Source organism: Fructobacillus fructosus KCTC 3544 (genome assembly GCF_001438695.1).
In the GTDB taxonomy this organism is placed as follows: Bacteria; Bacillota; Bacilli; order Lactobacillales; family Lactobacillaceae; genus Fructobacillus; species Fructobacillus fructosus.
In genome coordinates, this window is sequence record NZ_JQBH01000002.1 from 1 (window position 1) to 19848 (window position 19848).

A 19848-nucleotide genomic window follows, 5' to 3' on the forward strand; every position below is an offset into this window, starting at 1 on the left:
CTATGAATCGAACCTAGTGATGTAAAAAAAGTGTCTAACTTATTGACATACGAGCAACCTCATTGAAAGCAAGTTCAACGTCATCGGTGTGAAGCTGCTTCAAAACGTCCTCACCAAGGAAAATCATGATCTCATCACGTATCTTTTTTGACTCAGCTTTGGCTCTTGATAACTGAAGCTTAGCCCTCTCTTCCTTAGCCTTTTGTTGCGCCAACTTCTTAGTAATTGATTGATTCATAATACTTAACCTCCTTATTTTTTATTCAAGCTAAAGCCAATATACTTGTTCTCTTTGTAAATTTGTTCTTTAAGCAAGCCTTCTGCTTGATAGATCTTTTCTTTACTACTCTTAGCCTCAAAATGGATTGTTGTTCCAGCTAAAGCATTTCAACTTCCTCATCAATAAAGCGGTGTCCTGAAAACTGCCAGTATGTTGAAAATTTTTCTCTCTTCTGATGGCTAGAAGCTTATTTTTATATTTATAAAGAATTTTTACGTAATATTATTTAAAGTGTTTGATTAGTTCGATTTTTCTGTTTAATTGGTCGAAATAACAATTAAACTGTTTTTTTTAGCAGAATATTACACGTATTGAACACGTATTTGTAATGTGATAAGATTACATGAAGGGAACGAATCAATGCAACGAAGAGCAGTCGAGCAACGCTTTAAAAATGCAGGCTGGTCGTTGAAAAGGCACGGGGCTAATCATGATATTTGGCAATCAAGTGACGGTAGGGATACCGAAAGATTACCTCGACACCCAAAATTCAATGATAAATTGGCAATGGCGTTGTTTAAAAAGCATGGCATTTAGGCTAGCTATACTCGTGATCCTTTATATTTTAAAAACAAGGAGGTCTTTTTATTATGGCTAATATTGTTATTTATCCTATTATCATTAAACGAACTGACAGTGATGATTATCGCTATTTTGTTGAAATTCCTGATGTTGATGGTTTCACTGAAGGAAACACGATTGAAGAAGCATTAGAAATGGCTAGAAGTTACATTGGTGAGATGGCTATCGATAATTTAGATACTGGTGAGTCTCTTCCCCCTTCTAATGAAAGTCTACCAACTGTTAAAGACCCCAATTCATTGGTCACTCTGATTGATATTGATATTGATGACTATATCCGAAAACACGATAATCGTTTGGTTAAGAAAACGTTGACGATTCCTAGCCGTTTGAATGAATTGGCGAAAGAGCATAACATCAATTTTTCCCGTGTGTTAGTAGATGCTCTTCAAAAAAAGTTAAGCTAAAAAAATTTGCACATGTTTCCCTTTCGATTCATGTGCTTTTCTTTTACCTTGCTTACTCAAAGAAAAAGCATTAACCGGCTATTGATTAACGCTTCACATTTGATTATTTCTTAAATCCCATTAAATTAACTTTTACTTGTAACTATTAACTCTTGATGTTGTTCCTTACCAAGCAATCCTTTACATCATAGCTTTTAGTAACTTATTTATTCTTTTAAGTATGATTTTATTTCGTCATAATGTTGACGAATTAAATTCATATTATATGTTTTATCAGAGTCACTGTTTTTTACATGTTTCCATAGGATGGCTGCAACCTTCATGGGAGATTTAAAGTTAGTTGAATTTGGATCTTGTCTAAAATCTTTCACAAAATTATTCCATTGATAGGTTTTTTCTTCTTCGCTTCTGGATTGATAACTTGATTCTTTATTTTCATAAGCTTGGATTAAGTCTTGTACTGTTGCCTTTTTGTCATTACTTTTTTCAATTTCGCGCATTTTGATTCCCATTGATTTTGTAAACGAAAATTTATCAAGATCATAGTAACGACAAAAGAATTTTCTTGCTTCGTTATTCAAACTGAATCCGGAATCTAATATTGGGGTCGATACTGTAATGTCACTGGCATTCAGTCTTTTTTTACTTCTTCTACTAATTCTGACTGGCTTTATTTGATCCACTGCTTTTCCTTCTAAAAGAGCAGTGATATAGAGCGTTAATTCATACTTTGTCCCATATGTTGGTAAGTGATAACGTCGACAAATTTCTTGCAATTCAGTCTTATACCAATAATATTTATTAAACTCATTTGCATTCATATATCGATTAAATTCCGGTCTTACCACGTCAATCACATCCTTTCATGAGTTAACTTTTATTGTTTGAATCTTTCTTATCACTACTTTCTCACTTAAACTCTGGCTTAAAGCCCACGTACTTACGTTTACGGTAGACCTGGTTCGCCAGTTTTCCTGAGATATTAAGTACCTTTCCTCGCTTGCTTTTAGCTCTGAAGGAAATGGTTTGATCGTTTAGTAAGGCTTGCACCTCTTCTGGCGTAAATTTGTGTCCGGAAAATTCACTGGTGAAGGTCACATCTTGGCCACGCCAGATACCAGTGATTTTGTCTTTGGGCGCGACTTTTTTACGGGTTCTTTTCTTAGGTTCGCCGAGCGCTTGTTTAAGTAATTTAGCGTTTTCGGCCATGACTGGGATGTCGTGGTCAACGGTTTTGACGATGGAATCAAGGGCTTGGTCGGCGGTCATTTCGAACTTGCCAACCTGGTCGAAGATGTCAAAGACTCGTTTGGTGGTTTTGGGGTGTGCCAACCAGGTGTTTTGAGCCATGATGGCGACGGCGATACCGTCGTTTGTGAGAGTGATTTTACCCTTTTTGTCTTGAATATAGGCTTTTTGGCCACTGGAGAGTTCGCCATAGGTGCTGGTTCGTGTGGCACCGGTTCCAATGTTATATTTTTCAAGGAAAGTCTTGAGCCACTTCCAAGTTGGTGTTGCAGGCTTTGGGTTTTGCCCTTCATAAACAAAAAGATGCCCTGTTGTACCTAATTGCTTGGTTGTTGTCTCACTTTCTTGATCGGCATTTTGATCGTCATAAATCTGTTTCCAGCCCATTGCAATCGGCGTGTTAACGGTGGTTTTGAAGGCTGGGTAGTCCACTAATGACCCGATAATTTGCTGGTAACGGTAATCTTCTGCGAACATGGCCAAGAAGTTCTTACCAAGTACTTGGTAGATTCGCTTGGCTGAAGGACCATAGGATTGAAGTGCATCCAAAGACGTCGGTACCTTAGGACCTGGTCGGTTGGCCCCGTGGGCGCCCTTGTCTTGAACGTGGGTCGGCCGTGGTGTGCGGTGCGTGAGTTGACTACTGTCGGCATGAACAACTGCGGCAATTTTGTCTACTAATGGCAGCATGTCGTTAAACTGTTCTTTGGTAATTGTCTTGTCTTCCGTACGGGGATAGGAGACAATCTGTGCCTCGTAGAGCTTTTGATAGGTTGTCAGAACTTCCTTAGCCTTGAAGCCCTCTTTGGCCAGAATGGCCGATAACGAAGACAAATCGAGGAGCTTGGGTGGCCGGGTGACTTTATTCTTACGGGAATCCTCTTGAACGGCTGACTGTTTGTTAAAATGCTCGTTGTCCTTTAACGCGGCTTCACTTGGAAAACGAAAAGGTACCGTTTCGGCTTTTACGTCTACTTTTCGAGCATAAACATTCCCCTGATCATCCTTAAAGCGATACTCAAAGTATGGCACTTTCACGTAGTTTTGGATGGCCTGCAGTTGCTGATAAATTCGCAAGAGCATCGCTGATTTCAGCCGGCCCTGTCGTGACACGATTGGATAGCCTTCTTTTTTGGTTAAGGTAGTGGCGGCACGGGTGAGCTGCATGGAAGCAAAGTCCCATTTGTTTCGGGCCAGTCCTTTCTGGTAAGCGCTGTGGGTGGCTTTACTTTCGATTGGCTGAAGGTGGGTCAGCGCATTAATCAAACTTTTGGAACTTTCATCTGTAAAAGTCGCACGGAAAACGGGCCCCTGCCACTGAATAGCATCAATGGCTTCCCAGGCAAGCAAGTCCCCCTCCCCCGACGGATCGGTATCGGTCGCGATAATCAGCCCGTCGGTGTTTTTTGCTTGCGACTTTAGTTCATCGATGATTTTCTTAGTGCTTTCAGTCCGTTTACTATGCGAATTATAGGCCTTAATATAAGTACGCTTCCATGATAAATCGCTTAGGTTCCATGGTAGATCCTTTAATTTCCAAGAGGCATACTTATCTTTTAAATCGGCTGATACCTGTTGCTCCGGTTCCTTCAAGGTCATCAGATGACCACGTAAATTTGTCAGTTCAAAGTCGTAATCGGCCAAATGGCCACGTTGCCCGCCGAGTGCCTTCGCAAAATTTTTGCGTGCACTCGGCTTTTCTGTGATGATTAAGTAACGTGGCATGTTGACCTCCTAGGATGAATTTAGTGCTCTTTTGGACTGATGCTATAACCATTATATAAGAAAAGCGGTGCTGCTGAAACAACACCGCTTCTCTAACTTGTTTGCATCATCTGATTATAGCATGGTGTCAGCGAGCATCCCTTTTGATAAAAAAAGCAGTGTTACCTTCACAACACTGCTTTAATTGGCATCTACCTCAAGATTTGGTACCCAGCCATGTTCGGTTGGACTCAAGTAGGCACCACCGAATCCTGGATTAAGGGGCTCATTCGTTTGGGGATTACGCATATAGTAAGTATTATCGTTACCAAAGTAATACGTTGTGCCGTGAATATTTTGGTAACCCTGGACTGCGCGGCCATCCGGATCCGTATAGTAGGTCAGTCCCCATGCTTGGCGCCAGCCTTCGTTTTGGCGGACACCGTTAACGAACCAGTAATAGGTTCCTGCATAGTAACGGAAACCAGTAAAGAGCTGACCATTTTCATACCAACGGTAGCCACCGTTTTCAGCTGAACCATCCCAGACATAGCCTTGCACTGGACGTTCGTAGTAGGTATTATCGGTTCCAAAGTTGGCGACTTTACCATCAATAACGCGTGTTCCTTGAACTGCGCGACCATCTTGGTCTGTATAGTAAGTTAAGCCCCACGCCTGGCGCCAACCCTCATTTTGGCGCACACCGTTAACGAACCAGTAGTAGGTTCCAGCATGGTAGCGGAAGCCAGTGTATGGGTGACCGTTCTCCAGCCAATTCCAACCACCGTTAGCTGTCGACACGTTTGGTGAGTAGACGTAACCGCTTCGAGTATCATCGGCGCTGGCTTTTCCAGCAGACAATGTGATAACCAGAGCTGCGAGAGCCAGTAGCCCAATCAGCATTGTCTTAACTGTTTTCTTTTTTCTCAATAACATTTAGTGCCTCTTTCTTTTTTATTTGTTTTAATTATCACAAGTATCTTTCCAAAAAAACTCTACTCCATTGTTATAGCAAATTCTTTATGGAAAAAGTGTTCCTTTCGTTCGTTTTAATAGAATAGACAATAACGTTATTTTTTCTTATACATTAACGACGTGTAACTACCTGATCCAGGACACATTCTTTTGTTTTAATAACTCCCCCCTCCCCTAATGGGTCCAACTAGCGTACAATATACATAAATCGAAGATATGTTCAGTATTGAACAGGAGGTAGCCCATGATTGAAAAGTTTTTAATCGGTACTTATACCATTAACGATAGTGAAGGAATTTTTGAGGTCGATCTCGATACGGACCGCAAGGTCTTGGAGAACGCCCACTTAGTGGCCAAGATTGATAGTCCAACCTACTTGGCTGAGTCAAAGAAACACATCGTCTATGCCGTTGACCGGAACATGGAAGAACCCGACCTGCGTGGTGGTGTGGCGACTTTTGACTTTAACCAGACACCAGCCGAACTGTTACAAGAAGAAATCGAAACGGGCACGTCAGATGCCTACGTGGCGATTGATGAAGAGCGACAGTTAGTCTTCACGGCCAACTACCACATGGGCTACGTTTCGGTCTACGCAATTCAAGACGATGGTCGCCTTCGTCTAGCTGACCGTGTACAAAGTCTTGGGGACGTTGGGCCACGACCACAGCAGGCTGATGGTGCCCACCCCCACTATGCTAACCTAACACCGGACGGTCGCTTGATTGTTTGTGATTTGGGAACGGACCGCGTGCACGTTTATGATATTTCAGACGAAGGTAAACTAACAGCGGTTTCCGAACTGAAAACAACCCCTGGTTTTGGTCCACGAAACATTTCCTTTGTGAATGAAACGAACCTAGGCTACCTCGTTGGAGAGCTGGCCAGCCAAGTCTCGGTCGTTCGCTATAATCCTCAGGATGGTTCGCTAGCGATTTTAAACACCTATTCCACGATTCCATCCGATTGGACAGCGCACAACGGCGCTGCGGCAATCAAGATTAGCCACGATCAGCGCTTTGTCTACATCACAAACCGTGGCCACGATTCCATTGCTGTCTTTGCGATTGTTGGGGATGGTGAACTGGCCCTGGTGGAACGGACGCCGAGCGAGGGAGAATTCCCGCGCGACTTTAACTTCAGTGCTGATGAAAGTCTGTTGATTGTCGCCAACCAAAACTCTGATAACATGGCCCTTTTTGAGCGTGATCAAGTCACTGGCCGCCTCACGCTTTGCCAAAAAGATTTCGCCGTTCCTGAAGGCACGTGTGTCATGCGCCGTCTGTAAGCTAGCAAAAGGATTGAATCCTTTTGCTTTTTTTATATTTCTTTTAGTAGAATAGGGATAAATTACCTGAGGGAGAAGACAAATGTTCATTCGAACGGCAAAAGTAACCGATGCGCAAGAACTAGTGGCCATTTATCGACCATATGTTCAACAAAATACAACGAGTTTTGAATATGAAGTCCCCTCGGTTGCTGAATTTGAAAGGCGAATTAAACAGACACTCATTGCTTACCCTTACCTGGTGGTGGTGGAAGACGGCCAAATCCTTGGTTACGCCTATGCCCATCCCTATGGTGAACGCGCAGCTTACCAATGGGCAGCTGAAGTGAGTGTCTACGTCAGTCAAGCGGCTCAGAAAAAGGGCGTTGGCAAGGCGCTCTATCTCGCCATCGAAGAACTTTTAAAAAAGCAGCACGTTGTCACCGTAACGGCCTGTGTGACTGGCAAGAACCAAAACAGCATTGCCTTTCACCAGCACATGGGGTATGCCATTGTGGCAAACTTTCAAAAAATTGGCTTCAAAGACGGTCAGTGGTTAGACACTTACTGGTTACAAAAACGCTTGTCAAAAGATGACAAACCGCAACCCTTTCTCCCCTTTTCAGAGCTATAACAATATGAAACAAAAAGTCCGGTATTGCATACCGGACTTTTTTAATAGTCAATGTGAAAATGTCTTTGTTTAGTCGAGAAGATCTCGTCGTGATTTTGAAAATAATTTTCAATCAGTTCACTGATGGTTTGCCTGCCTTCCGATAGGACTTTTCCTTCCTTAAAGACTTGGTTACCGGCCCCCGTGGCACGGTAGTTATTGACAACGATTCGATAGGTTTTATAAGGATCAAAGGGCTGTTGTTGGATGGCCTCAATCGTCACCCGTTGACCGATGGGTTTAGTGAGGTCAAAACGGTAGTCCAGTCCTAGCCAAAGATCGTAATTATAGTCTTGTTTCTTTGAAAGGTGGTAAGCCGGGTTGACAGCGATTTGCTGATCGATAAGGGTAAAATAAGCTGCATTGGTTTCAAGTGCTTTCTGGACTTGCTTTCCAGTCATGGCGATTGTAACCAGTGTATTGGGAAAGGGATAATTACCCAAAATGCTACGCCGTGTGATGGTGTGGCCGAAACCAGCCACTTCATCATTGAAAAGTGCGGTCGCTGAGAGATCGGCCCCAGTGGCTTCCAGTTGGATGTGATTAATCAAGTCAACAAAGGGATGTCCCGTTTGACGGGCCCGGGGGACTGACTGTATGGTCAGGTCGATTCCGGAATTCGCGAGGACTTGGTCGAGCCAAGCATCCAACTCTTGTTTTAATGACTGATACTGTGCCAGTAGTTTGGCATCTTCTGGCCAATTATTCGTGTGAACCAGGTTAGCGACCGCCGGTTGTGTTTGCCCCTTCTGATTTTTTTCATCAGTAAAAGGGATGGTTAGTTGCCCCACGGCTTCAGCACGATAGCCAGGCTGACTAACCGGGACACCGTTGTAAACTCCGGCAATTTGGCGGTGTTGATGCCCCGTAACTAAGGCAGATAATCCAGGAAGTTTCAGTAACTGATTCCCCTGGTTTTCTCCCGTTTCGGGTTCAAGGATGGCATCGGTCGTCAAATCCCTGGCAAAGCCACCATGATAGGCAATGACGATGGCGTCGACACGACTTTCTAATTGTTTAATCAATTTTTTGGCCACTTGAACAGGATCAACAAATTCGATTCCTCGAATGTTTTCAGGCTTTTCCCAGTTCGGCACGTACTTGGTTGTTAAACCAATGACGGCGACTTTTTTACCTTTTTTTTCAAAGATTTTGTAGGGTTGCCCGATAAATGGTTGACCGGTTTTTTTATCCAGCACATTGGCGTTTAATAGTGTCTGATCGTCTTCAAAAATCTTCTTTAGATAGTCGATTCCAAAGTTGAATTCATGGTTACCTAACGTGCGAACGTCATAGGCGATTTGCTTGGGCAACTCACTGAAAATCGTTGCCTGATCAGGGGCCGATTCAGCAATGTAGTTTCCCAGCAAGGGTCCCTGAATGAAGTCACCATTGTCAATTTTAATTAGAAAATCGCCGTTTTTTTCGGCATCTTTCGTCATTGTCGAAAGCACACTTGCTGCCCGAAACAATCCGTATGGTGCCGCAACGTCCTTTGCAATGGTTTCCTCTCCCCACCAAAAAGTATGACTATCCGATGTCGAAAGAATCTGTAAATTCATCTTGTTCTCCTCTAGAAAGCAACACCTGCTTGCCCTTTTTTATTTCAGTAGGTGCTTTCGAATGGCACCGGATAACCAATCAATGACCGTCACCATTAAGATGATGCCAATCAAAATGATCCCAACGCGTGACCAAGAACGGTTAGACAGGGCGAAAATCAAAGGAGCCCCGACACCACCCGCACCAACAATTCCAAGAATGGAAGCTGAACGGACGGCAATCTCAAACCGGTAAAGGGTGAAGTTAATGAATTCCGGTAAGACGGCTGGTAAAGTCGCCCAACTTAATGCATCGAGCCGGTTCCCACCTGCTGAAATGATGGCTTCTTCCGGACCGCGATCAATGTTTTCAATTGCTTCAGAGAAGAGTTTTCCCATCATTCCAATTGAGTGGACCCCCATTGCCAAGACACCGGCAAAGGCTCCTGGCCCAACGGCTTTAATGAACATAATGGCTAAAACAAGTTCAGGAAAAACACGAATCAGTGTTAATAAGAATTTACCAGTGGTTGACCGGACGGAAAATTTCTTACTCGTTTTCGCTGCCCAAAAGGCGAAAGGAACGGCAATGAATGACGAAATAATGGTGCCAAGAAAGGCGATTGCTAGCGTTTCAAACAGTGCCGAGATGAGGTCTTCCCCATGGCCACTGTAAACATAGGACCAATCAGGATTAAAAAGACCAGCAAAAATGGCGCCTAAAATCTGGCCGGCTGAATCCTTCATGCCCTTAAACTCAATTCCTGAAAAGGCCCAAATAACAATGATTAAGGCAATGACTCCTGCCGCATAGGGCTTCAGGCGACTAGATAATGAGCGTTTTTGAACCATCATGAGAGCGCCTCCCTGAGTTTATTTGACAGTGCATCGACCAGGACAATAACCACTAAGATGGCTAGAATCACGACGGATGTTTGATCGTAGCGGAATGTGTCCAAAGTTGTGTTCAAGTATAAGCCAATCCCACCAGCACCCAGATAACCAAGCACGGCCGAAGCGCGAACGTTGATTTCCAGTGTGTAGAGGAAGAAAGACAAGTATTGGTTTAAGACCTGAGGGATGACGGCGAAAACAATGACCTGGGAGCGTTTACCGCCGGCCGCCCGCATGGCTTCGATTGGTCCTTGGTCAACCGTTTCAATGGCCTCGTACAGTAACTTAAACATCATCCCAAACGAGAAAACGGCCAAGGCCAAGACACCAGACAAGGTCCCAATGCCGACAACAGCGACGAATAGCGCAGCTAACAGCATTTGTGGAATGGAGCGAATCAGGTTCATCACAAAGCGAATGATGCCCCGAACAAAAGCGTTCCGCACAATGTTACTGGCGGCTAAAAAAGCGAACGGAATGGCGGCAATGCCGCCAATTAAGGTTCCCACGATGGCCATCTGCACGGTTTGAGCTAAGGGAGTCAACACCCTTGGCAGATAAGACCAGTCTGGGTTTGCCATTTTAATCCAAAGATCAGCAAACTGCTCCATTGAAAAGTCCTGCCCGACCTGAGTGGCTTGAGCGGATAGCACCACAGCGATGAAAAGCAGCAAAAAGACCGTAAAACCCGTGACGTGCCACTCCTTCATAAATGGGCGTTTTGGTATCGATTTGTTCATTAATCTTCCTCCGCCTCGTCAGTCGCCGTTGCGTGGTCATCCCCCGCTTCCCGGTAGATTTCCTTAAAGTCGCGTTTGTCCACTTCGGCAATTGGCTTGTCGTAAATAATCTGACCCTCCTTTAGGCCGACAATGCGACTGGCATACTTCAAGGCCAAGCCGATGGAGTGAACGTTTAGAATGATGGTCATGCCATCTTCTTCATTTAATTTCTTCAAATCGTTCATAACGACTTTTGTCGTCTTCGGATCCAACCCGGAAACGGGTTCGTCCGCCAGAATAACCGAGGGTTCCTGCATGAGCGCTCGGGCAATGCCAACACGCTGTTGCTGACCCCCGGAGAGGTCCCTTGCCTTGACGTAGTACTTATCAAGCAGGTTGACCCGGGCCAGGTTCGCAGCGGCCATTTCCTGGTCTTCCTTCTTAAAAAGGCCAAAAGCGGCTTGCCAGGCTGGATAGTAACCTACTCGTCCCGACATCACGTTACGGTAGACCGAAGAGGTCTTCACTAGGTTGTAATTTTGGAAAATCATGGCAGCCGAGCGACGAATCTTGTGGAGCTTATCACCTGACGCCTTCGTGATGTCTTGACCATCAATAAGAATCGCACCTTCCGTGACATCGTGAAGCCGGTTGATGGCCCGTAGCAAAGTCGATTTACCAGAACCCGATAACCCAACAATCATGACGAATTCACCATGGCCAATGGTCAGGTTAACGTCCTTTAACCCAACGACCCCGTTTGGATAAACCTTCGATACGTCTTTTAACTCAATGTTTCCCTTTTTGTCTAACATAAGAACCTCTTCAGCGCTGCTACCAGCGTTTTTTTCATATAAAATGGCTACCAGCCAATCGGCGGTAACCATCTAAGACTTTATTAGTGATTAGCGCAACTTTTCAATCTGTTGATTGTGCTTGCGAACTGTATCAAAATTAGCATCCTTGGAATCGGAAACACCATCCCATGAATAGATGTTATGCAGGATTTGCTTTCCTTCATCCGTCTTGGCGATTTCTTTCATTGCTTCTGCAATCTTTTTTGAATCCGCCGATGAAACGCCCTTCCGAAGGGAAATGGTATCGTTTGGAATGTTGTCCGTCGTGTACAGAATGCGTGTCTTATCAAAGACGTCCGGTTGGTCCTTCTTCACAACGTTTCGAGCATCCCCAAAGATAAAGGCGGCATCTGTGTCGCCATTCAAAACGGACAGAACAGCTTGATCATGTCCCTTAATTTGAACGAGTGTTGAATCTTTAATTACGTTGATGCCCTTCTTGTTCAATTCGTCAATTGGATAGACATAGCCAGCAGCCGATGTTGGGCTCTGCACCGCAATCTTCTTACCCTTCAAATCCTTTGCCGACTTGATGTTTGAGTCTTTCTTAACGATGATCATGGACTTATAGTGGTCAACTAACTTACCCGTTGAACCACCAGTGTTGTCGTCTTTGATGCCGTAACGTGTCGATTGCAAAATGACTTTGGTACCATACTGCTTATGCGCAGTGACGTAAGCATCGGGTGACAAGAAGCCCATGTCAATCTTCTTTGAACCCATGGCTTCAATCATGGAGTTTGTATCCGTTGATAGCGAAACGTGAACCGGAATGCCCAGTTGCTTACTCAAAAGTGTTTCCAATGGCTTGGCTTTTGCCAGCAAAGTACCAGAATTAATGGAGGGAGTGAACTGAACGTTCAGTTCCTTTAAGTCCATTTTAGATTCGGTCTTACTAGATGATTGGCTCGAATCTGATTTTTTTCCACCCATGGTAAAGGCGAAGAAACCACCAATCACAATGACGAAAACAGCAGCAGCGACAAGAAATTTTTTCATGTTCCTTTTCTCTCCTAAATAAACAACATCTTGTTTATATTGTTCGTGTTTATGCTCGAAAATATTCCCCCAAACGATTTTCGTTCGGTACTTAAACAGTATCACGTATTTTTAGCGGACAATCAACCCAATATTTGAAATTTAAATCAAAAATAAGCGAACATTAAATTAAAATTTATATAATAATCAGTGAATACCGAACATTTTCGATTATTGAGCACTAAAAAAGTCGAGCAAATGTGCTCGACTTTTTTATCAGTTTTTTAATAGCTTTTCGGCAACCAAACGTTCAGCAATTTCGACCGTATTCCATGCCGCTCCCTTGAGTAAGTTATCCGAAACAACCCAGAGGTGAAAGGCGTTTGGATTCTCTTGATCAGCTCGAACACGTCCAACAAACGTTTCACGCTTTCCCTCAGCTGTTAGTGGCTGCGGGTAGAGCTGCTGACTGGAATCGCCTTGGAGGACCAGACCCTCCCCTGCAGAAAGAACTGAGCGAATCGCTTGTGCGGTTGCCTTTTCATCGTTCACTTCAATGTAGACGGATTCACCGTGTGAAATGGGTACAGGAACCCGAACACAGGTTGCCGTCACTTTAAGGTCTTCGGCATCCATGTCGTTCAACAAAATCTTCTTTGTCTCATGAATCATCTTCCACTCTTCATGGGTGTAACCATCTTCTTCGAAGACATCAATCTGTGGCAGGAGGTTAAAGGCCAATGGATAGTGTTTTTTGTCACTGGCTGTTGGTAAAATATTGGCCGTCATTTCCTTTCCGGCAAGATAATCACGGCTTTCTTGGAAGAATTCGTTAAGAGCAGATTGCCCTGCTCCGGAGGCTGCTTGATAAGTGGAAACAATGATCTGTTTTAAGCCAAAACGTTCGAAAATTGGTTTCAAGGCCACGACCATTTGAATGGTCGAACAGTTCGGGTTGGCAATGATTCCCTGGTGATTTCGGAGTTGTTCCGGATTCACCTCTGGGACAACCAGTGGAACCGTTGGGTCCATTCGGAAGGCGGATGTGTTATCAATGCAGACCGCCCCGCGTTTCATCGCTTCCGGTAATAAACGCTTGGAAACGGCGCCTCCTGCAGAGGCCAAGACAATGTCAACACCGTCAAAGGCGTCAGCTGTTGCCTCCTCAATCACAACGGCTTTTCCCTTAAAAGGCAAGGTCTTTCCAGCTGATTGCGCTGAAGCGAGAAGTTTGATGGTTCCGACCGGAATCGTTGATTGCTCGAGCTGTTCGATTAGACGGGTGCCAACGGCGCCTGTTGCGCCAAGAATAGCGACGGTGTATGTTTTCATTTCTCTTCTCCTAGTTTAGTAATCCTGTCGAAAGCGCCGTTCTTATCCTTCTCAACGCCTCCTTGATGTTGGTCATTGAAGCAGCATAGGACAGCCGGACGTACCCGCGGCCCCCTTTCCCAAAGGCAGAGCCAGGAATCAGTCCGACTTTGGCAATCTGGGCCATGTGCAGAGCAAAGGCTTCGTCGTCATTTCCGAACTGTTCGGGGATCTTCACGAACAAGTAGAAGGCTCCGTCAGGATAGAGTGCTTTGAGTCCAATGTCAGTCAAGCCCTGATAAAGAACGTCACGCCGCTCTTGGTATGTCGCAAGCATGGCTTCAATGTCGGCGTCGCCGTTTTCAAAGGCTTCGGCGGCGGCCGCTTGATCAATGGATGATGGGCAGGTCACCATGAAGGCGTGCACTTTTCGAAGTCGGTCGATGAAAGCAGCAGGCGCTGCCACAAAGCCAACCCGCCAGCCGGTCATGGCGTAAGATTTGGAAACGCCCGAAATATAGACGGTTTGCTCCGGCAAGTCCCGGGCAATGGAATAGGGCCGCTGGTCATAAGTCAAATCACTATAAATCTCATCCGTGATAACGAAAAGATCGCGATTCTTCACCACCTGGGCCAGTGCATGCACTTCTTCTTCTGACAAAGTCACACCCGAAGGATTGTTCGGGTAACTGAGCATGACTGCCTTAACCCTTTTATTTTCGGCCAACGTCTTTTCCAAAATGGTGGGATCCAATTTAAAGTCGCTGGTTGAGGTATCGATGTCAATCACTTCCCCACCAAGCAGCGTGATGATGGGCTCGTAAAGGGCAAAGGCGGGTGTTGGAATAATGAACTGATCACCGGGATTGATTAAGGTTTCGAGTACGCCATAAATGGCCTCAGTAGCACCAACCGTAACCAAAATGTCCGTTTCGTCTTGATAATTCAAGCCATGGTTGCGCCTTAGGTATCCAGTGATGGCTGATTGAAGCTGTTTGGTTCCCGCCTGTGCCGTGTAATGGGTTTGGTTTTGGTCCATTGCGGAAACAACGGCTTGTTTGATGTGGGCAGGGGTATCCAAATCGGGTTCCCCAATCGTTAGCTTCACCAATCCAGGAATATTGGAAACTTGGTTATCGAAGGAACGAATCTTGGAAGCCTTGACCAAATCGAGTCGCTGGTTATAACTTTTCTGGAGCGTCTTTAGTAATTCTGGCATATTAGACATTCTCTCCTTTACATGACGTGTTCAAGACCAACGCATAGTTGGTCCAACTGTCCGACTTTTTCAATGGCCAGCACAACACCCTTCATGAATGACGAACGGCTGAAACTATCTTGGCGTATCGTCAGCGCTTCCCCTTCGCCACCAAACAGGACTTGTTCATGAGCAACGTAGCCCGGCAAGCGAACGGCATGAATCCGGATTCCATGGTAATCTGCCCCGCGGGCACCGGGAAGTGTCTCTTTTGAGGCACCCTGTTCGTGTGCTCGGCGTACCTGGTCGATTCGTTTGGCCGTCATGAAAGCCGTTCCGGAAGGCGCATCCTTTTTATCCTCATGATGCATTTCAATCACTTCCACTTCGGAGAAGTAATGGGCAGCCTCCTCCGAAAACTTCATTAACAAAACGGCCGACAAAGAGAAGTTGGGGACAATTAAACCAGCGACGCCCTTTTCTTTTGACAACGACAGTAGCTCGTCTTCTTCAGCATCGCTTAAGCCAGTGGTTCCAATGACGGGCTGGATGCCATGCTCAATGGCGAAGCGTGTGTTCTCAAACACGGCCGCGGGAGTCGTGAAGTCAAGCCAGACATCCGCCGGCACGTCAATTTCGGACAATTGCTGGTAAACTTGTACGCTTTCGTCCAGACCGTAGGCCGTTGCCTGTTGGTCGGCGTGGGGAGAATAAACCGCCACAATCGTCATGGACTTTTGCTGGGTAATCGTTTGAATGGCTTGCTGGCCCATGGAACCTAAGAAACCGGCGACAATGACTTTAATCATGAAAATGCTCCTTCTGTCTTCAACGCATCAAGTAAGTGTGCTTGTTCATTTTCATCAAGCGGTAGAATTGGTAACCGGCAGGCGCCAACTTGGTAGCCGGCTGCATTCAGCATTGCTTTGACGGGCGCTGGGGATGGGTACATGAACAAGGCCGCCATCTTTGGGGTCAGCCAACGCTGCAATCGACCGGCTTCTTGAAAGTTGCCAGCGTAGAAGGCATCATACATGCCCCGCATTTGACTCCCATAAAGATGGGAAGCCACGGAAATAACACCACGTGCGCCAATCACCAGGGCAAAGAGTGCTTGGGCGTCCTCACCAGAGTAGACCGCGAAGTCGTCTTTTACATGGTCAACTAAGTATTCTAAATCCGCCATGCTAGTACACTGCTTAACACCCACGATGTTTGGGTGGGCAGAGAGTGCGACAATGGTGTCGTTTTGCATCGTCACGGCCGTTCGACCGGGAACGTTATACATCACAACTGGTAACCCTCCCTCTTCGGCAACCGCCAGGTAGTGCGCCATCATCCGCCGCTGATCAGGTTTGTTATAGTAAGGAACCACCACCAAGGCGGCATCGATACCAGAAATTTGACTCACTTCTTTTGTAAAGGCAATGGTTTCGGCCGTGTTGTTCGAACCCGTACCAGCAATGATGGGTACTCGACCGTTCACAATTTCGGCAAAGCCTTGGTAAAGAGCCAACTTTTCTGCGTGACTCAAGGTAGGCGTTTCACCCGTCGTACCACCAATTACAAAGCCACGGTGTCCTTCTTCGAGATACCGTTCCGTTAGGGCGGCTAGGCTAGCAAAGTCAATTTGGTTGTTTTCATCAAACGGGGTCACAATAGCGGTCATTAAATCGGCATTTTCAAACATATCATTCTCCTTCTTCCTGCAACATGCGGAACGTTAAAAAGTCGCGAATCGTTGAAACAGCAGGTGCCAGTGCTTCTTCCTTTGGCGAAAAAGTCGCAGCGTGCAATGGATGTTCATCCTCAACCCCCAGCCAAAACATGGTGCCGGGAATTTTTGATAATAAGTACCCAAAGTCCTCACCAGTCATCGCTGGTTCCGTCAGCTTGAATTGCTCAGGGTGCTTAGCCTGCATGAAATCGATGAAATTCTTTGTCAGTTCCGATGTGTTCTCCACGGGAAGATAGCCGCCCTGCGTGAAGGTTGGCACGACCTGACAACCGTAACTCTTGGCAATCCCTTGAGCAATCGCGTTAATTTGTTCCATTAAGTCAACTAACATCGTCTGTTCCAAGCCACGAATGGTGCCTTCCAAGCGGGCAGAGCCAGCAATTACATTTCGAATGCTACCGGCGTTGAAACGGCCAAAGGTGATGACACCAGACCGGATGGGATCAATCCGACGGGCAACAATGCTTTGAATCTGTCCAATAAAGGCTGCAGCGGCCACGACCATGTCGTTGGCATCCTGTGGAAAGGCAGCGTGACCACTTTTACCGATAAAGTCGATATCGACTTCGGCAGACCCAGCGAATAAGGTCCCCATCCGGCATCCAATTGTGCCGGCGGGCAAGTTCGGAGTATCGTGAAGGGCGTAAAATTCATCAGGCCGCCATTCTTCTTCAAAGACACCGCGTTCATACGCAAGTAACCCACCGTTTTCTTCTTCCTCTGCTGGTTGAAAAAAGAAGAGAAGATTATCTTCTGGCTGGTTTTCGGCAAAATAAGCGATTAAACCAAGGGCGACTGTCATGTGCATGTCATGACCACAAGCGTGCATCCGCCCTTCATGAGTTGAAGCAAAAGGCAAATCGGTGTCCTCCGTAACAGGCAAAGCATCGATATCGGCACGGTAGCCAATGGTTCGCTTTGGCTTGGAACCAGCAATTCGAACCAATAAAGTAGTCGGAAGTTCTTCAATTTCTCGAATCGTTAGGTGCTCCTGATTAAAAGAGCGCACCTTATCGAATAAATAGGCATGTGTTTCGTGCTCGGCCAAAGCCAATTCGGGAATTTGGTGTAAATCACGGCGAATCTGAATCAGATCGTTTTCGGTTAACATAGCATCACAACTTTCTTAAATCATCTTCCAAAGTCGTCTTTGACTCGGTCTGTGCATCAACGTCCTTGACTTTGCGGGCAGGATTACCAGCTACCACGGTGTGTGGCATAACATCCTTCGTCACGATGGAACCAGCGGCAACAACTGCCCCCTCACCAACTCGAACGCCTTCAATCACAACGGCATTGGCCCCGATTAAGACATTGTCTTCAATGACGACAGGCTGGGCGGAAGCAGGCTCAATAACCCCTGCCAAGACGGCGCCTGCACCGATGTGAGCGTGCTTGCCAACAATGGCCCGGCCACCCATGACAACACCCATGTCAATCATGGAATTTTCGCCGATTTCACAGCCAATGTTGATAACTGCCCCCATCATGATCACCGCATTGTGACCGATTGTGACCTGGTCTCGAATGACCGTCCCTGGTTCAATCCGGGCATTAATGTTCTTTAAATCAAGGAGGGGCACGGCCGAATTACGTGCGTTGTTTTCAATTTCGTAATCGGTAACGCCCTCCTGCTTCAAAACCACAGCCAGGTCGGTCCAGTCACCAAAAACCGTTGCCACCCGGTCATCACCAAAAACTTTCACCGTATTTGGATAAGTCAACTTACTTAAATTGCCTTTAATATATGCTTTTGTCGGTGTTTTCTTCTTTGCGGAACCAATGTATTGGATAATTTCTTCTGCGTTCGTTTCTGTCATTGTTCTTCCCTCTTTTCTTCGTTTTCTTCTATAAAAGACTATGCTCGTGAGCTACCATCCAAATTAAAATCAAGTCGTTCAAGATCGTCAATTCGTTCACGGCGTGTGACTAGGGTACTTCGACCGTTTTCGACAAAGACAACCGCTGGCTTAACATTCAAGTTGTAATTGGAGGCCATTGAATAGCCATAGGCTCCGGTATTCAAAATTGCCAAAATGTCGCCGGGCTTCGTTTGCGGCAAGGCTTGTTCCTGAATTAAAACATCTCCTGATTCACAATATTTACCGGCCACTCTAACCGTCTCCATTACTGGTGCCAACGGATTGTTGGCCAAAACAGCTTCATACTTAGCATCATAGAGAGCGGGTCGAATGTTATCGCCCATCCCACCGTCAACGGCGAGGTATGAACGAATTCCCTGCACATCCTTTCGTGCCCCAACCGTGTAAAGACTGTAGCCAGCAGGACCGACAATGGACCGGCCCGGTTCAATCCAAATGCCGGGTGTGGGGATGTTCAACGACCTTGTCCGCTGTTTAACAGTTTGAATAATTAGATTGACAAAGTCTTGTGGAGCAAGTGGTCGATCGGCACTCACATAGCGAATGCCAAAACCGCCCCCAACATTTAAAATTTTGGTTTGATAGCCATAATCCCTTGCCCACCGGGCGGCCAAGTCGACTAACTTTTCGCTTGCCCCTTCAAAACCCGCTAATTCAAAGATTTGTGAACCGATGTGGGCGTGAATCCCAAGCATGGTCATCCTTGGTTCTTGTAAAACTCTTTGTAAGGCTTCATCAGCTTGCCCGGAAGCCAAGTCAAAGCCAAACTTACTATCAACCTGTCCGGTTTGAATGTACTCATGGGTGTGGGCCGAAATCCCTGGTGTGATGCGTAGAATGACGTTAGCCCGTCCTCCTGTTTCCTCTAGTAAACGATGTAACAAGGCAATTTCATGAAAATTGTCTAAGGCAATGAGCCCGATTCCGACTTTTAAAGCCAGTCGCAGCTCCTCTTCGGATTTATTATTGCCATGAAAAGTCATTTTCTTTGCTGGAAAACCTGCATGCAGGGCCATTTGAATCTCGCCTGCTGACACGACATCGACATGCCCATTCATTTGGTTGACGAGTTGGTACATGGCCGTATTGGCAAAGGCCTTACTGGCGTAACAAACGGCGTAATCGACTTCGTTTTCTTCGAAGACCTCTTGGAAAGCTCGAATTTGGTGGCGTATTTTTGCCGTATCGTAGACGAGAACCGGTGTGCCGTACTCGTCTGCTAGAGCCACGGCATCACAGCCGCCAATCGTCAAATGGCCTGAAGCGTTGATTTGATTTCCCTGTATTTGTTCGTTCATCCGTTCTCTCCTTGTCAAAATGGCATAAAAAAAACTCCTGTACGAAGTGGTTAACACTTCATACAAGAGAATCCAATGGTTCACAAAAAATTAACTGGTTTCAAATGTCGAAAGCGCAACACGATTAAATCGTGACAGTCCATCGCCTATTGAACGATGTCCCAGCTTACCCCAGCCTGTGTAGCTGAAGCGCTTCGGCAACCTTGCCTTTCGGTTAGCGTCGTTGTCCACACAGGAACTCGACTAACTTACTCATCGCGGTTGCAACCTCTTCGATGTCTCAAATAGTAAA

General features: G+C 45.9%; 19 protein-coding genes and 1 riboswitch. Of the genes, 3 read left to right on the forward strand and 16 right to left on the reverse strand.

Annotated features, from left to right (window positions below):
- Positions 1–34 precede the first annotated feature (34 nt).
- Positions 35–238 carry a hypothetical protein gene (locus IV71_RS01070; protein WP_056994989.1) on the reverse strand — a complete coding sequence of 68 codons (204 nt, stop codon included), beginning with the start codon at positions 236–238 and terminating at the stop codon, positions 35–37.
- Positions 239–870: 632 nt separating this feature from the next.
- On the opposite strand from IV71_RS01070, the gene IV71_RS01075 reads away from it, so the two are divergent.
- Positions 871–1269 (forward strand): type II toxin-antitoxin system HicB family antitoxin, encoded by a 399-nt coding sequence (locus tag IV71_RS01075; RefSeq protein WP_010691644.1) that lies wholly within the window; start codon positions 871–873, stop codon positions 1267–1269.
- 206 nt (positions 1270–1475) lie between these two features.
- On the opposite strand, the gene IV71_RS01080 is transcribed toward IV71_RS01075, so the two are convergent.
- From IV71_RS01080 to IV71_RS01090, 3 genes are all read right to left on the reverse strand, one after another.
- Complete coding sequence (locus tag IV71_RS01080) at positions 1476–2090, reverse strand: SAP domain-containing protein (RefSeq protein WP_176603701.1); 615 nt, start codon at positions 2088–2090, stop codon at positions 1476–1478.
- Between the two features lie 88 nt (positions 2091–2178).
- Positions 2179–4242, reverse strand: coding sequence for a DNA topoisomerase (locus tag IV71_RS01085; RefSeq protein WP_010691646.1), 2064 nt, complete (start codon positions 4240–4242; stop codon positions 2179–2181).
- A gap of 180 nt (positions 4243–4422) precedes the next feature.
- Positions 4423–5157, reverse strand: coding sequence for a PspC-like choline-binding domain-containing protein (locus IV71_RS01090; RefSeq protein WP_010691647.1), 735 nt, complete (start codon positions 5155–5157; stop codon positions 4423–4425).
- Between the two features lie 283 nt (positions 5158–5440).
- Here IV71_RS01090 and IV71_RS01095 point away from each other — a divergent pair, with 283 nt between their 5' ends.
- A complete protein-coding gene (locus IV71_RS01095; protein WP_010691648.1) occupies positions 5441–6484 on the forward strand; it encodes a lactonase family protein in 1044 nt (347 codons plus the stop codon).
- An 82-nt stretch (positions 6485–6566) separates the two neighbouring features.
- Positions 6567–7097 (forward strand): GNAT family N-acetyltransferase, encoded by a 531-nt coding sequence (locus IV71_RS01100; protein WP_056994990.1) that lies wholly within the window; start codon positions 6567–6569, stop codon positions 7095–7097.
- A 41-nt stretch (positions 7098–7138) separates the two neighbouring features.
- On the opposite strand, the gene IV71_RS01105 is transcribed toward IV71_RS01100, so the two are convergent.
- From IV71_RS01105 to lysA, 12 genes are all read right to left on the reverse strand, one after another.
- Entirely contained in the window at positions 7139–8698 is a 1560-nt protein-coding gene (locus tag IV71_RS01105) for a bifunctional metallophosphatase/5'-nucleotidase (protein WP_010691649.1), read from the reverse strand.
- Positions 8699–8737: 39 nt separating this feature from the next.
- Complete coding sequence (gene phnE, locus IV71_RS01110; RefSeq protein WP_010691650.1) at positions 8738–9532, reverse strand: phosphonate ABC transporter, permease protein PhnE; 795 nt, start codon at positions 9530–9532, stop codon at positions 8738–8740.
- The gene (phnE, locus tag IV71_RS01115; protein ID WP_010691651.1) at positions 9529–10311 is read right to left on the reverse strand and encodes a phosphonate ABC transporter, permease protein PhnE; all 783 of its coding nucleotides are present in this window, start codon (positions 10309–10311) and stop codon (positions 9529–9531) included. The genes phnE (IV71_RS01110) and phnE (IV71_RS01115) overlap by 4 nt, the downstream gene beginning before the upstream one ends.
- The gene (phnC, locus tag IV71_RS01120; protein ID WP_033444910.1) at positions 10311–11108 is read right to left on the reverse strand and encodes a phosphonate ABC transporter ATP-binding protein; all 798 of its coding nucleotides are present in this window, start codon (positions 11106–11108) and stop codon (positions 10311–10313) included. The genes phnE (IV71_RS01115) and phnC overlap by 1 nt, the downstream gene beginning before the upstream one ends.
- A 90-nt stretch (positions 11109–11198) precedes the next feature.
- Positions 11199–12149, reverse strand: coding sequence for a phosphate/phosphite/phosphonate ABC transporter substrate-binding protein (locus IV71_RS01125; RefSeq protein ID WP_010691656.1), 951 nt, complete (start codon positions 12147–12149; stop codon positions 11199–11201).
- A gap of 255 nt (positions 12150–12404) precedes the next feature.
- Entirely contained in the window at positions 12405–13460 is a 1056-nt protein-coding gene (locus IV71_RS01130; protein WP_010691657.1) for an aspartate-semialdehyde dehydrogenase, read from the reverse strand.
- A gap of 10 nt (positions 13461–13470) precedes the next feature.
- On the reverse strand, positions 13471–14667 hold the full coding sequence (locus tag IV71_RS01135; RefSeq protein WP_338085894.1) for an aminotransferase class I/II-fold pyridoxal phosphate-dependent enzyme: 1197 nt from the start codon (positions 14665–14667) through the stop codon (positions 13471–13473).
- 8 nt (positions 14668–14675) lie between these two features.
- Positions 14676–15446: a 4-hydroxy-tetrahydrodipicolinate reductase gene (gene dapB, locus IV71_RS01140; RefSeq protein ID WP_010691659.1), complete on the reverse strand. Its 771-nt coding sequence runs from the start codon at positions 15444–15446 to the stop codon at positions 14676–14678.
- A complete protein-coding gene (gene dapA, locus IV71_RS01145) occupies positions 15443–16327 on the reverse strand; it encodes a 4-hydroxy-tetrahydrodipicolinate synthase (RefSeq protein ID WP_010691661.1) in 885 nt (294 codons plus the stop codon). The genes dapB and dapA overlap by 4 nt, the downstream gene beginning before the upstream one ends.
- A 1-nt stretch (position 16328) precedes the next feature.
- Positions 16329–17486 carry an N-acetyldiaminopimelate deacetylase gene (locus tag IV71_RS01150; RefSeq protein WP_010691662.1) on the reverse strand — a complete coding sequence of 386 codons (1158 nt, stop codon included), beginning with the start codon at positions 17484–17486 and terminating at the stop codon, positions 16329–16331.
- A 4-nt stretch (positions 17487–17490) separates the two neighbouring features.
- Complete coding sequence (gene dapD / locus IV71_RS01155; RefSeq protein ID WP_010691663.1) at positions 17491–18195, reverse strand: 2,3,4,5-tetrahydropyridine-2,6-dicarboxylate N-acetyltransferase; 705 nt, start codon at positions 18193–18195, stop codon at positions 17491–17493.
- Between the two features lie 38 nt (positions 18196–18233).
- Entirely contained in the window at positions 18234–19556 is a 1323-nt protein-coding gene (lysA, locus tag IV71_RS01160) for a diaminopimelate decarboxylase (protein WP_010691665.1), read from the reverse strand.
- A 102-nt stretch (positions 19557–19658) separates the two neighbouring features.
- Positions 19659–19837: riboswitch (Lysine riboswitch) on the reverse strand.
- Positions 19838–19848: the final 11 nt, after the last annotated feature.